Here is a 14,000-nt window from a genome sequence, read left to right on the forward strand (position 1 = left end):
TACATGCTGAACCACGTCCAAGACCTGGGCTTCCGCGCCGGTGAATTCACCGTGGAGCCGCTGTCCGACACCGAGGCGGGACGTGTCCTGGACGTTCTGGCGGCCCGCCTCGGGGCGGAGACGGACGCCGCGTCCCTCGTCCCGGACGGTCGGGAAGCCGACCTGCGCGGGGAGCTTGCGGAGGCCGCCCCCGGTCTGTCCGCCCTGGCCGCGGCGATCCGCGACCGGCTGGAGACCAGCCACAGCGGCGTGCTGATCCGCCGCGCCCATCTGGGCCACCGCGATCTCGACACCCGGCGCCGCCTGCTCTACGCACTGGCGGTCTGCATGGGCGCGCCGACCGCCACCGACCGGATCGACCGCAAGGTGGTGTGGGACATCAAGGTCCGGCCCGAGATGGTCCGCACGGGCAGCGCCTCCACCTTCTCCGAACACGCCGACGAGGCCGACTTCCACACCGACACCCAGTATTTCCCGAACCCCGAACGCTACATGCTGCTTTACTTCGCACAGGCCGCGGCCTGCGGCGGCGGGCGGTCCAGCCTGCGCGACGCGCGCTGCGTCCGCGAGGCGCTGGAGCGCAGCGAGGAGGGGCGCTGGGCGCTCGACCTGCTGTCGCGGCGGGCGCTGCCCTTCCGCATCCCGGCCACCTTCACCAGCACCGGATCGCGGGACGCGGTCGAGATGACCTTCGCCACCGTCTTCGGCGAGCGGCCCAGCATCCGCTTCCGCACCGACACGCTGCGCCGGGGCTTGGCCGCCTGTCCGGAGCACGACACGCCGGAGGTCCGCCGCGCGCTCGCCATCCTCCAGGCGGAGCTGGACGACCCGGCCCGGCGGCTGGAGACCTTCATGGAGTCCGACTCCCTGCTGGCGATCAACAACCACGAGGCGCTTCACGGGCGGGGCGCCTTCGCCGACCCGGAGCGCCACGCACTGCGCATCCGCATCGACGATGGCGCCCCGCAGGATGGCGCCCGGCAGGAAGGCGCGCCTCGGGATTCCGCCCGATGAATCTTCTCCGCCTGCTCGGACGGCTGGGACCGGCGCCGCTGCGCCGGCTGATCCTCTACGCCCTGGGCTCGGCGCTCTCCTCCACGTTGGTGCTCGCCCTGGTCAACCGCGGCGCCGAGGAGATCGCGGCGGAGAAGGCCGACTTCGTCAACGTGCCGCTCGCCGTCGCCTTCGTCGTCAGCGTCGTCCTCTACATGCTCCTGGAAGGCCGCATGGTCGCCCATCTGTCGGCGGATGTGGAGGAGGTGGTGGACACGCTGCGCATGCGGCTGCTCGACCAGATCCGCCGCGCCGACCTGTGGAAGCTGGAGCGCTTCGGCCAGACCCCGCTGTTTGAGAGCGTGACGCAGAGCACCCAACTCATCTCCCAGAATTCGCAGTTCCTGGCGCTGACCGTGCGCTCGGTCCTGCTGACCGGGACGATCCTGCTCTACATCGCCACCATCTCCCCGGTCGCCTTCCTGCTGATCGGCGGGCTTCTGGGCACCGGAACGTGGTTCTACATCCGGCTGGGCCGCGCGCTGGAGGAACGGCACCGCGCCATGATGGCGGAGGAGGCCACTCTGTTCGAAGGCGTGTCGGACCTGTTCGACGGCTTCAAGGAACAGCGCCTGAACAGCGCCCGCAGCCACGACCTGAACGCCACCTTCGGCACCGTGTCCGACCGCACGACGGCGGCCCGCGGAGAGGTGCATCTGCACACATGGCAGCAGTTCGTGTTCGGCGAATGCGCCTTCAACCTGATGCTGGGCGTGGTCGTCTTCGTCGTGCCGACCTATTCCAGCGCCATTTCGGCGGAACTGGTGAAGATCACCGCCGCCATCTTCTTCATGTCGGCCCCGGTCTTCGGGCTGATGCAGTCGCTGGCGGTGATGAGCGCGGCGGAGGCCGCCGCCGGGCGCATGATGGCTCTGGAAGGCCGGCTCGCCGAACTGGCGGAGGCCGGAAGCGACGGCCCCACCCTGCCGGTGCCCGTCAATTTCGCCGAGGTCAGGCTGGAGGGGGTGGAGTTCGCCTTTCCCGCCCCGCCGGGTGAGCCGCCCTTCGCGGTCGGCCCCTTCGACCTGACCATCCGGCGCGGCGAGGTGATGTTCATCACCGGCGGCAACGGGTCCGGCAAATCGACCTTCATCAAGCTGCTGACCGGCCTCTACCACCCGCTGCGCGGACGGCTGACGGTGGACGGCGTGCCGGTCGGGCCGCAGCGCGTCGCCGCCTACCGCGAGCTGATGGCCACCGTCTTCGCCGATTTCCACCTGTTCGCCCGCCTGTATGGACAGGACCGCATCAACCTTCTGGAAGCCGCCGACCTGATGCGCTGGATGGAGATGGAAAAGGTCACCGCGCTGGAAGGCGACCGCTTCGGGCGCCGCGACCTGTCCGCCGGGCAGCGCAAGCGGCTGGGCCTCGTCGCCGCGATCCTGGAGAAGGCGCCGATCCTGATCCTGGACGAATGGGCCGCCGACCAGGACCCGCATTTCCGCTTCAAGTTCTACCGGGAGGTCGTGCCGGAGCTGAAGCGGCGCGGCCTGACCATCGTGGCGGTGACCCACGACGACCATTATTTCGACGTCGCCGACCGCCGCCTGCACATGGAGGAAGGCCGCCTGACCGAGCTGACGGTGGCGGCGGGGGGCGTGGCATGAGGCTGGCCGCCATCGTCCTGCGCGAGATTCCGGAGAATCTGCGCACGCTCGCCCTGATGAACGTCCTGTCGGCGATCGCGACGGCGGCGCTGCTGTGGCTGGTGGACGCCGCCGCCAAGGACGCCACCCAGGGCATCGTCAGCCCGCGCCTTCTGGTGATGTACGCGGTCACGGTGACGCTGTTCGGGGTGACCCACAATTACGCGCTGATCACCGCGTCCCAGGACGCCGAACGGCTGATCCACAAAATCCGGCTGCGCCTGTTCGATCTGGTGCGCCGCGCCGACCTCGTGACCGTGGACCGCATCGGGCGGGCTTCGCTGCACGGCGTGCTGACCCAGGACACGCAGACGCTGGCCCAGACCCTGCCCCTTCTGGCGATCGGCGGGCAGCAGGCGGTGATGCTGGTCTTCCTGGCGGTCTATCTGGCCTGGCTGTCGCCGCTGGCCTGTGTGATGGCCTTCGCCTTCGCCGGGATCGCCGTGGCCGTGAAGGTCGCGCGGGTGCAGCGCCTGCGCCGCAACATGATGGACGCGGCGGCGGCGGAGGCGCGCGTCTTCGACGGGCTGACCGATCTGCTGCGCGGCTTCAAGGAGGTGCGGATGAACCGCCCCCGCGGCGACGGGCTGATCCGCAACCTTGCCGACGCCTCGTCCCGGGCGCGGGCGGTGAATGTGGACATGAAGGCGCAGTGGGGGCGCAACTTCGCCCTGGTCGAGGCGATGTTCTACACGCTGATCGGCATGATGGTCTTCGCCGTGCCGCTCTTCACCACCGGCTATCACGAGGTGGTGGTTCCGGCGACCACGGCGGCGCTGTTCATCGTCGGGCCGGTCAGCACCGTCTCCTTCGTCACCCCGCTGGTCACCCAGACCGAGATGGCCCTGTCCAACATCGAAGCGATGGAGGAGCGGCTGCGCGCCGCCGCCGGAAGCGCCCCGGACGAGGGCGCCGACCGGCTGCCCGGCCCGCCCGCCAGCATCGCCCTGGCCGACGCCACCTTCGCCTATCGCGACGGCGAGGGGACCCCGGTCTTCGCGGTCGGGCCGCTGGCGGCGGAGTTCCGGGCGGGGGAGATCACCTTCGTCACGGGCGGGAACGGGTCCGGCAAGTCCACCATGCTGCGCCTGCTGACCGGGCTGATGCCGCTGAGCGGCGGTCAGCTCCTGGCCGATGGGGAGCCGGTGCCGGCGGAGCGGATGCAGAGCTACCGCGACATGATCTCCGCCATCTTCTCCGACTACCACCTGTCGCGCCGCCTCTACGGCGTGGCCGACCCAGAGCCGGCGCGCGTCCGCGCCCTGCTGGAGCGGCTGGAGATGCAGGACAAGGTGACGGTCGCGGACGGCTGTTTCAGCACGGTCGCCCTGTCCACCGGCCAGCGCAAGCGCCTCGCCCTCGTGGTCGCGCAGTTGGAGGACAAACCGGTCATCGTCCTGGACGAATGGGCCGCCGACCAGGACCCGCATTTCCGCCGCGTCTTCTACGAGGAGCTGCTGCCGGAGCTGAAGGCGAAGGGCAAGATCGTCATCTGCGTGACCCACGACGAGCGCTGGTTCGGCCTCGCCGACCGCGTCTATCACATGAACGAGGGACGCATCGGGGAAGGGCACGGCCACCATCACCTCTTCGCGCTGGAGGATGCATGACAGCCCCGTCCGCATCCCTCTGGCTTCAGGGCTTCCGCCCGCCGGCGGCGCCGCGCCGGACCCTGGTCTGCTTCCCCTACGCCGGGGCCGGAGCCGCCGTCTTCCGCGATTGGGCGCACGAGGCCGGGCCGGACACGGAGCTTCTGGCCGTGCGCCTGCCGGGGCGGGAGAACCGCATCGCCGAACCGCCGTTCCGGCGGGTGGAAGACACCGTGCCCGGCATCCTGGCCGCGCTGGAGCCTCTGACGGACCGCCCCCTGACCCTGTTCGGCCATTCGCTGGGGGCGGCGCTGGCCTACGCCACCGCCCGCGCGCTGGTGGCGCGGGGGCGTCCGCCCGCTCTGCTGGCCGTTTCGGGGCGCCGGGCGCCGCACCTGCCGTCGCGGCGGCCGCCGTCCGACGGCCTGGACGACGCGGCCTTCCTCGTCCGCCTCGCCGCGCTGGGTGGCACCCCGCCGGAGGTTCTGGCCTGCGACGACCTGATGGAGCTGATGCTTCCCATGCTGCGGGCCGATTTCGCCATGTCGGACGCCTTCCTGGAGGACGATCCTCCGCCGCTGCCCGTGCCGCTGCTGGCCTTCGCCGGAGCGGAAGACGCCGAAGTCACGGAGGCGGAAGTCGCCGGGTGGGAGCGGCTGGCCGGGGCGGGTTTCATGCGGCTCACGCTTCCCGGCGGTCACTTTTTCCTGCACGGGCACCGCGCTTCGATTGTCTCACGGTTGAATGAAAATGCTTTTTCAGATCAGCGAACATGACGGCTTACCTTTCGATGGCAATTTCTTTGACGGAAACAACCGGATTCGTTAGCCCATATGACGGTGCCGCCGGCGACCACCGGCGGCGTTTTCGGAGCGGGCCGTCCCTTCGGGGCCGACTTCGCCGCGGACCATCCCGGTGCGCGGCGTTCATTGCTGATTTTCTCTCGACAACGTCCATTTTTGGAGCACCACAGCATGGTCAGTGAGAAGGAAACGCCGGGCGGCAAGGCCAAGCCGGAGACGGCGGCCACCCCCACCCCGGCCCCGGAGGCCGTGAAGACCGCCCCCGAAAGCACCGCCGAATCCACGGCCTCCGCCACCGCGTCGGAAACCGCCCCGGAGACCGCTGCGGAAACCGCCGTGTCCGAAGCCGCCCCGGCCTCCACGGAAACCCGCGCGGCGGAGATCATCCGCAAGCATGTGCTGATGTCCGCCGCCGCGGGCGTCATCCCGCTGAACTTCGTTGACACCGCCGCCCTGGCCGTCGTGCAGCTCCGCCTGCTGAAGGAGCTGTCGGAGCTGCACGGCGTCGACTTCCGCGGCGACATCGGCCGTTCCGCGGTCGGCACGCTGTTCGCCACGGTCGCCCCGACCGCCCTGGCCGGCGGCCTGCTCGGCTCCATGGCCTTCAACATGGCCCTGCGGTCGGTGCCGGTGATCGGCACGGTCACGCGGCTGGCGACCCAGCCGGCCTTCAACAGCGCCTTCACCTACGCGCTGGGCAAGGTCTTCCAGCAGCACTTCGCGTCGGGCGGCACCTTCCTGACCTTCCAGCCGGAAAAGGTGAAGACCTATTTCCGCGAGAAGTTCGAGGAGGCCCGCCGCCGCAAGGGTGCGGCGCCGGAGGCGGCCCCGGCCGCGGCCTGACCGCCGCGTCCGTTTCGTACCCGGAAGGACGGGCGGGGAGGTTCCGCACATCCCCGCTCTCCTCCCGCCGTCCTCCCATTCCAAGGCCGGAAGCGCATGCCCGTCTTTCTCGTCACGCTCTATCTCCTCGCCTGTCTGGTGTGCGGCGTCATGGGGCGCAACACCACGATCGGCTTCATCGGCCATTTCCTGCTGGCCCTCTTCCTGACCCCGCTCGTGAATTTCGTGATCCAGGCGGTGGGGCGCCCCAGCGCGCGGGAACGTGAGAAGATGCTGACGACGAGACCGCGATGACCACGCTGGACCAGTCCGCCGGGGACGGCGTCGCCCGCGCCCCCCTGTGGCAGCGCGCCCGGCTGTGGATGAAGCGCCGCAGCGTGTCGATCTACGCGCTGACGCTGACCCTGATCCTGGGCTTCCTCGCCATCGCCCCCGCCATCTTCGTGGAGGTGCCCTCCGGCCATGTCGGCGTGCTGTGGCTGCGCTTCTTCGGCGGCACGGTCACCGACCGGGTGTACAGCGAAGGCACGCACCTGATCTTCCCGTGGGACCGGGTGACGATGTACGACGTGCGCCTGCGCACCGACACCCGCACCTATGAAGCCGTGGCGGCCAACGGCATGTCGATGACGGTGGACGTATCCCTGCGCTACCGCATCAACCCGCCCGCCGCCGGTCTGGTCCACAAGTTGGCCGGGAGCGATTACGCGGAAAAGCTGGTGCATCCGGAGATCGCCAGCCTCGTCTACGAATTCGTGTCGCAGCACAAGCCGGAGAACTTCTATTCGGTCAACCGGGCGGACATCCAAGGCTTCCTGCTGCGGGAGGCCCGCCAGCAATTCCCCGTTCCGCCGATCGACATGCAAGCGCTGAAGCTGGCGCCCGGCGCGACGGCGGAGGATTACGCCTCCGTGATGATCCGGGTGGAGGACGTGCTGGTCGCCGGGGTCAGCTTCCCGCCGCTGGTCCGGCAGGCCATCGACCGCAAGATCGAGCAGCAGCAGATCATGGAGGAATACGACTTCCGCATCACCCGCGAGATCAAGGAACGCGACCGCAAGCGGATCGAGGCGGAAGGCGTCCGCGATTTCCAGGACATCGTGGCCCGCAACATCACGCCGGAATATCTGCGCCTGCGCGGCATCGAGGCGACGCGGGCCTTCGCCACCTCCCAGAACGCCAAGACGATCATCATCGGCGGGCGCGACGGGCTGCCGGTCATCCTCAACACCGGCGACGACGCCAGGACGGGCACAGCCGCCGCAGCGTCGCAGGAAACCCACACGAAGGAGCCGGCCGCGAACGGAGCGGACGAGATCACCGCGCGCCTGTCCACCCTGGACGCGCCGCCAACGGAAAACACCGCGCGGGAAGCCCCGCCGGACACCGCCGGGCGCTGACGCCCGGCGGGTTGCGGAAACCGGTCAGAAGGCCGGTTCGGCCTCGGCCAGGGTGCGGGCGAATTCCCGCTCCAACTCGTCCAGCAGCCGGACCACCTCCGCCGACGCCCGCTTCATCTCGGCGGCGTGGCGCTCCGCCTCCATGCGGTTGCCGGCCTGCAGGGCGACCAGGGTCTCGCGGCCCGATTCATGGACGATCCGGTGCGGATTGGCCATGCCCCGGTAGGAGCCCAGGCGCATCGTCTTGGGATCGTTCACGCTGTCGTACCAGCGGCCCAGGCGGCAGGAATGGTGGGTGGACAGATCCGCCGGCAGAAGCGTGCGCTGGCCGTTCACCGCCTCCACGATCTTCTCCACGAAGGCCAGATGGTCCTGCTTCGCCAGACGGACCAGTTCGCCGACGCCGTCGCGGCTCATGCGGTCCACCTCCTCGCGGCCGATCTTCCGCTCGTCGAAGCGGATGTGCAGCCGGTTGTCGTGCCGGGCCACCACCGATCCGCGCATGGACAGCTTGTAGGTGGGAAGCGACACGGTCACCTGACCGCCGGCGGGCGGCGCCCCCTTCGTCTCGGCGGAGCAGCCGCATTCGGAGATGTCACGGAACAGAGCCGGCGTGTGGTCCACGCTGCCTTCCAGAAGCACCGGGCGGCGGCGCGTGTGGCGCCGGTTCGCCAGATCGGAAGAGGTGCGGATGGCCCGCGCCAGCAGCGTCGGCAGGGTGTCCAGCGCCTCCTGCATGCGGTTCGCGCTTTCGCCGACCGTGTAGGCCACGGTGGTGGCGCGCTGCGTCTCGCCGCTCACGTCGGACATGCGGGTGGCGATGCCGCGGAAGATTCCCGCGACGCCGCCGATGTTGCGGGCGATCTCGCGCGAGGCGGAGGACTGCTCCTCCACCGCCGCGGCGATTGAGGAGTTGATCTCCTGCATGGTGTTGATGGTGGTGGCCACACCGTCCATGCCGGTGATCGCCTGCTCCGCGACCGCCTGGATGGCGCCGATCTTCGCGGAGATCTCGTCCGCCGCCTTGGCCGACTGCCCGGCGAGGTTCTTCACCTCCGTGGCGACGACGGCGAAGCCCTTGCCGGCCTCGCCCGCCCGCGCGGCCTCGATGGTGGCGTTCAGCGCCAGCAGGTTGGTCTGCCCGGCGATGGCGCGGATGATGTTCAGGATGCCGCCGATCTCCTGCGCGGCGGTGCTGAGCTGCGCCATGATCTGGCGGGCCTCGCCGCTCTTCTCAACCGCCTCGCCCGCGATGCGCGACGCGCCGGTGACCTGGACCGAGATCTCTCCGACCGCGGCCTGGAGCTGCTCCGCCCCCGCGGCGACGGTCTGGGCGGCGTCCAGCGCCGCTTCGGTGTCGGCGGAGGTGCCGGTGATGCTGTCCTTCACCACGGAGCAGACACTGTCCAGCTCGCCGACGGTGCGGCGCAGGTCCTCGGTGTAGCTGGCGACGCTGTCCACCACGTCGTTCGCCTCGTGGTCGATCGAATCGACCATCGCGTCCACGGCCTGGAGCCGCTCGTCGATCAGCCGGTCCCAATAGACGGACAGGGCGGCATCCAGATCCATCAGCACCGCCGACACCACGGCGCGCTGCATGGTCACGATGGAGTTCAGCCGGCCGCCGGTCAGGAAGGACCCGCCCAGGCTCTCCGCCAGGGCCGCCATGATCTCGCCCAGGATGAAGGCGTAGCCGCCGACGTACCGGCTCGGGCTCAGCCCGATGCGGTGATGGGCGATGCCGACGGCGCGCACCGACTCCTTGTAGCCGTCGTCGAAGCGGCCCTCGAACAGCCGGGTCCAATGAGCGATCTGGGCGCGCTTGGCACTTTCGACCTGCGCCGGGCCGGCGAACAGCGCGGCCATATCCGGCTGCGCCATGGTGCGGGCGTAAAAGCGGTCCAGAATCGCCGGCAGGGCTTTGGAAATGATCGGCAATGCCTGCTGGAGGCTGCCGACCGCTTCGGGTCCCAGGTCGAAATAGGCGGTCTTGGCGGCGTCCAGAGCGCGAAGGGAATCCGGCATGGTCAATGTGTATGTTCTGTAATGAAAGAGCATCAACCGATAACATTTCCGCTACACCGAAGGTATCCCTAAAAGGAATTAGCGTGCGACATCCTGTCCCACATTATGATTAACAGATGGTTTACTTTGCGCGACGCACAATAGGAGCGCAAAGAATATGCCTGGAAATACAGTCACTTTCCCATAAACTGGCATCCCGCACCGCAGCGGCGCCTTCACGCTGCATCGCGCCGGCGCGTCCGAAGGTTGATAAAACCATTTGTTTCAAATGCGCGCAAAAGGCTAACAATGCGCCGCCCCGGGCCTCCGGGGCGGGAAGACGGTTATCCAGGGAGCCTACCGCCGATGAATCCCCTCCGGACGCTGAGCCTCGCCACGAAGCTGACCATACTCTGCACGCTCGGACTGATCGTCCTGTCCGGGGCGCTGACCTATGCGACGGTCATGAAGGTCACCTCCAGCATCAGCAAGGACGCGGCGGAACGGCGGGAGCAGGCGATCACCAACTTCCGGATGCTGCTCGACCAGAAGGGGTCGGAGTACCACATCAGGAACGGCGCCCTGTACATCGACGACTTCAAGCTGGACGGCGCCAACGACGTGGTCGACTCCGTCCGCAGCGTGACCGGCGGCGTGGCCACCATTTTCCGCGGCGATACCCGCGTGGCGACCAACGTCCACAACCCGGACGGCAGCCGGGCCGTCGGAACGAAGCTGGCCCGCGGCCCCGTCCACACCGCCATCTTCGACCGGAAGGAGCCCTTCCGCGGCGAGGCCGATATCCTGGGCGAAGCCTATTTCACCGCCTACGACCCGCTGACCGACCAGAACGGCGAGGTCATCGGCATCCTGTTCGTCGGCCTGAAGAAGAGCATCGCGCTGCGCGTCCTGGACGAGGTGGTCGCCAACATCGTGCAGGTCGCCGTGGTCATCACCATCGGCGTGGCCGTGGTCATGCTGCTGGTGGTCCGACGCCAGTTCCGCACGCTGGACCAGATCCGCGCCACCATGTTCCAGTTGGCCGACGAGCGGTACGAGGTGACGGTGCCCGGCCTGGATCGCCGGGACGAGATCGGCGCCATGGCGAAGACCGTCGAGATCTTCCGGCAGAAGGGAATCGACAACCAGCGCCTGCGCGAGACGCAGGAGCGCGAGCGCCGCGAAGCCGAGGCCGCCAAGATCGCGGCCCTGGAATCCATGGCCCGCACGGTGGAGCAGGAAACCCGCGCCGCCGTGGACCGCGTTGCCGAACGGTCCGTCTCGATGGACAGCACCGCCCAGGCCATGGCCAGCTCGGCGGAAACCGTCTCCACCAACGCGCAGAGCGTGGCGGTCGCGGCGGAGCAGGCTCTGGGCAACGCCCAGGCCGTGGCCGCGGCCACCGACCAGCTCACCGCCTCCATCGCGGAGATCACCGGACAGGTCACCTTCGCCAGCCAGATCTCCCGCCGCGCCGTCGAAAGCGGACGGAAGACCGAGGACGTGGTGATGTCTCTGTCCGAGGCCATCGGCCATATCGGTGAAGTCGCCACCTTCATCCAGGACATCGCCAGCCAGACCAACCTTCTGGCGCTGAACGCGACCATCGAGGCCGCGCGGGCGGGCGAGGCTGGCAAGGGCTTCGCGGTGGTGGCGCAGGAGGTGAAGAACCTCGCCACCCAGACCTCCAAGTCGGCGGAGGAGATCTCCCGCCAGATCACCGACCTGCAGAGCATGACCGCCGGCGCCGTCGAGGCGGTGCAGGACATCGGGCGGACCATCACCGAGATCGACGGCGTCGCCAGCAGCATCGCCAGCGCCATGGACGAGCAGGGCGCGGCCACCAGCGAGATATCCCGCAACGTCGGCCAGACCGCCACAGCCGCGAAGGAGGTGTCGTCCCGCATCGCCCATGTGTCGGAGGAGGCGGCGGTGACCGGCAACCGTGCCGAGGAGGTGCGCCGGGTCGCTGCCGACGTGGCGGGAAGCATCGACCATCTCCGCCAGATGCTGGTCCGCGCCGTCCGCACCGCCACGCCGGAGGTGGACCGCCGCCGCGCCCCGCGGTTCGAGGTCAACCTGGCCTGCACGATCACCGGGACGACGGGCGTCGGGTCGCTGAAGGGGCAACTCGCCAACCTGTCGGAAGGCGGCGCCACCATCCGTGGGCTGGACCGGTCGGAGGTCGGAAGCCGGGGCGCCCTGAACATCTCCGGCTGCTCCGTCTCCCTCCCCTTTGCGGTGCTGGGGGGCAAGGACCAGGATCTGCACGTCCGGTTCGAACTGACGCCGGACATGGCCGAGCGCTTCCTGCCGGATTTCAAGCGCATCACCGCGGGCCTGCACCCTCTTCCCGCGGTCGCCTGACGCCGACAGGTCCAGCCGCGACGGCGCGGCGGACTTGTCAGGCGCGGATTTGCGTCCGCTCTATTGCAGGCGGGCGAGCGGGGTGCCGAGCGCACGAAGATCGCGCGCGTGCATTTGCAAGCCGGGCAGCCATTTGGCGGCGAAGGCCCGGATGTCGGGGTCCGTCCCACCCTGCGCCTGCGCGTTGAACAGGGCGATCGACACCTCGTGGTCGGCGAGCTGCTGTTGCAGGTACTGCCGGTCGAACTCGGCCCCCCGAAGCGATGCCAGCGCGTCGGCGACGGCTTGGCGGCCGGGGTCCGGGGCGGTGGGCGGGCTGACGCCCTTCGATTGGGCGAGCCGGGCAAGCTCCTGATTGGCCTGGGTGTGATCGGCGGCGATGCGCCGGCCCAGTTCGCGCACGGTCGAGCTGGAGCCCTGCCGCTGCGCCAGCGTGCCCAGCGCAACCTCGCCGAACCCGCCGTAGGCCGCCTGTGCCAGGAAGGACTGGTCCGCCACGGACAGGGTCGAGGAGGCCCCCGTCCCGCCGCTTCCCGCCTGGGAAGAGGTGGCTCCGGAACTTCCCATCGGCGGCACGAAGTTCGGCTCGCCCGCACAAGCGGCAAGCGCGAGGATGGACACAGCGGCCAAGGCGCCGGACCGTAGCTTGGACATACAGACCTCCCGGTGATGCAATCGTGTGCTGGGATGCAACCGTCCCCCAACAGCCCCTTCGCCTCCTTGTGCCGGGGGCGGGTCGCATTTGCGGGTGATCCTCCACCCAAGGACAGGTTGACCGGTGACGGCCTGCCACCTTCGTCGTGGAAGGGAGGGACGCATTCCCCGAAGGGACATGCTCCCTCGTCTGCCCGCGGACGCTACCGGAAGAGGAAGATACGGGTCATTTCAGCCGGCAATGGACCAGGGTCGTCCCGGTCGTGTTGGCCTTGTCGATGTCGGCGTCCCGCAGGTCGGCGCCCGACAGGTTGCAGTTGGTCAGGTCCGCGCCGGTCAGACGTGCCCCCCGAAGATCGGCGCCGCGGATGTCGCCGTCGGCAAGCTGCGCGTTGCGGAAGTTGGTCGGCCACAGGCGCCCGGTGGACCGGCCATCCGCCGACAGAAGCTCGATGGAGCGCATCACCGCGTTGCGCATCATCGCGCGGGTCATGTCGCAGCCTTCGAAGCTGGCGCCGGACAGTTCCGCGTTCTCGAAACAGGCCTCGCGCATCAGGCAGCCGGGGAACTGGACGATCTGCAGCTTGCTGTCCCGGAAGGTCGCCCGCGTGAAGTCGCAATTGCGGAAGATCGCCCCGCTGAGGTCGCAGCCGTCGAAATCGGTTCCGACGAAGGCGCCGTTCGACACGTCGAACCGCTTGCCTTGCTTGCCGTTGCTGTTGATCCACAGGACGTGGCCATCCAGCCCCTCCCGGATTTCCGGCGGCAGGGCCGACTGGGCACGATTGTAGATGGCGCCGCCCATGCGCGCCTCTGCCCAGTCGGCGGTGGCCATGGCGACGTTGCGCAGTTCCGCGTCGCGCAGGTCGGCGCCCTGGAAGGTGGCCCCGGCGACGGCGGCGTTGTTCAGGATCGCCCCCTTCAGCTTCGCCATGCTGAAATCCGCGCCGCGCAGATCCGCACCGCTGAGGTTGGCGCCGAACAGGGCGGCGTTTGTGAAATCCGCCCCTTCCAGGCTGGCCCGGGTCAGGTTGGCCCCGGTCAGGTCGGCCTCGGTGAAATTGGCGCCGACCAGCGAGGCTTCCCGCAGCGCGGCCTCCCGCCGGGCCTTTCGCCGGTCCTTCCACAGGACGAGCTGACCGGGGCGCAGGTCGGCCCGCTCGAACAGGGTGTTGCGCAGGCACGCCTTCGTGAAGTTGGCGCCGCGCATGTCGGCCCCGACCAGCGAGGCTTCCCGCAGATCGGCCGACACGAAGCTGGAGCCGAACAGGTCGGCGCCATCGAAATTGCAGCGCCGCAGAACGCTGCGCCGGAAATTCACGCCGGTCAGGACGGCGTCCGACAGGACGAGTCCCGACAGGTCGAATCCCGTCAGGTCCGCCGCCTTCATCTGAAGGCGCAGGCCATTCGGGCGGGCCGCCAGATAGAGCCGGTGGGCCCGTATGGCCTGTGCCAGATCCTCAAGGCTCAACTCCGCCCCATCGCCCGGCCCGTTTGTCGGGGCAACGCTCATCCCGGTCCCCAGCGCCCATATGGTCGGTTCCACGTCCGACTCGTGGAGGACGGCAAGCTTACCAGCCGAATCACTTACAAAATTGTTAAAAAACTGACATTTCACGACGGCCCGGCGCGTTCCGTCCG

General features: G+C 68.9%; 11 protein-coding genes. 8 read left to right on the forward strand and 3 right to left on the reverse strand.

All coding sequences use genetic code 11. From position 1 onward, the window contains the following. The first annotated feature begins 3 nt into the window (after nt 1-3). The 7 genes from DS843_RS14510 to DS843_RS14540 all read left to right on the forward strand — a co-directional run bounded on the left by DS843_RS14510 (nt 4) and on the right by DS843_RS14540 (nt 7,334). A complete protein-coding gene (locus DS843_RS14510; RefSeq protein WP_286192100.1) occupies nt 4-1,014 on the forward strand; it encodes a TauD/TfdA family dioxygenase in 1,011 nt (336 codons plus the stop codon). Next, on the forward strand, nt 1,011-2,660 hold the full coding sequence (locus DS843_RS14515; RefSeq protein ID WP_149469604.1) for an ATP-binding cassette domain-containing protein: 1,650 nt from the start codon (nt 1,011-1,013) through the stop codon (nt 2,658-2,660). Before DS843_RS14510 ends, DS843_RS14515 begins: the two co-directional genes overlap by 4 nt. Continuing rightward, nucleotides 2,657-4,309 (forward strand): cyclic peptide export ABC transporter, encoded by a 1,653-nt coding sequence (locus DS843_RS14520; RefSeq protein WP_149469605.1) that lies wholly within the window; start codon nt 2,657-2,659, stop codon nt 4,307-4,309. The genes DS843_RS14515 and DS843_RS14520 overlap by 4 nt, the downstream gene beginning before the upstream one ends. Further along, nucleotides 4,306-5,064, forward strand: a complete 759-nt coding sequence (locus DS843_RS14525; protein WP_149469606.1) for a thioesterase II family protein — start codon at nt 4,306-4,308, stop codon at nt 5,062-5,064. Before DS843_RS14520 ends, DS843_RS14525 begins: the two co-directional genes overlap by 4 nt. A gap of 198 nt (nt 5,065-5,262) precedes the next feature. After that, complete coding sequence (locus DS843_RS14530) at nt 5,263-5,934, forward strand: YcjF family protein (RefSeq protein WP_149469607.1); 672 nt, start codon at nt 5,263-5,265, stop codon at nt 5,932-5,934. Between the two features lie 96 nt (nt 5,935-6,030). After that, the gene (locus tag DS843_RS14535) at nt 6,031-6,228 is read left to right on the forward strand and encodes a hypothetical protein (RefSeq protein WP_149469608.1); all 198 of its coding nucleotides are present in this window, start codon (nt 6,031-6,033) and stop codon (nt 6,226-6,228) included. Continuing rightward, a complete protein-coding gene (locus DS843_RS14540) occupies nt 6,225-7,334 on the forward strand; it encodes a prohibitin family protein (protein ID WP_149469609.1) in 1,110 nt (369 codons plus the stop codon). The genes DS843_RS14535 and DS843_RS14540 overlap by 4 nt, the downstream gene beginning before the upstream one ends. A gap of 24 nt (nt 7,335-7,358) precedes the next feature. On the opposite strand, the gene DS843_RS14545 is transcribed toward DS843_RS14540, so the two are convergent. After that, nucleotides 7,359-9,359: a methyl-accepting chemotaxis protein gene (locus DS843_RS14545; RefSeq protein WP_149469610.1), complete on the reverse strand. Its 2,001-nt coding sequence runs from the start codon at nt 9,357-9,359 to the stop codon at nt 7,359-7,361. 345 nt (nt 9,360-9,704) lie between these two features. On the opposite strand from DS843_RS14545, the gene DS843_RS14550 reads away from it, so the two are divergent. Continuing rightward, the gene (locus tag DS843_RS14550; RefSeq protein WP_149469611.1) at nt 9,705-11,705 is read left to right on the forward strand and encodes a methyl-accepting chemotaxis protein; all 2,001 of its coding nucleotides are present in this window, start codon (nt 9,705-9,707) and stop codon (nt 11,703-11,705) included. A 60-nt stretch (nt 11,706-11,765) separates the two neighbouring features. On the opposite strand, the gene DS843_RS14555 is transcribed toward DS843_RS14550, so the two are convergent. Continuing rightward, nucleotides 11,766-12,359 (reverse strand): DUF4142 domain-containing protein, encoded by a 594-nt coding sequence (locus DS843_RS14555; protein WP_167525312.1) that lies wholly within the window; start codon nt 12,357-12,359, stop codon nt 11,766-11,768. Between the two features lie 226 nt (nt 12,360-12,585). Next, nucleotides 12,586-13,872, reverse strand: coding sequence for a pentapeptide repeat-containing protein (locus tag DS843_RS14560; RefSeq protein WP_149469613.1), 1,287 nt, complete (start codon nt 13,870-13,872; stop codon nt 12,586-12,588). Nucleotides 13,873-14,000: the final 128 nt, after the last annotated feature.

It is taken from the genome of Roseomonas genomospecies 6 (genome assembly GCF_008365375.1).
Lineage (GTDB): Bacteria > Pseudomonadota > Alphaproteobacteria > Azospirillales > Azospirillaceae > Azospirillum.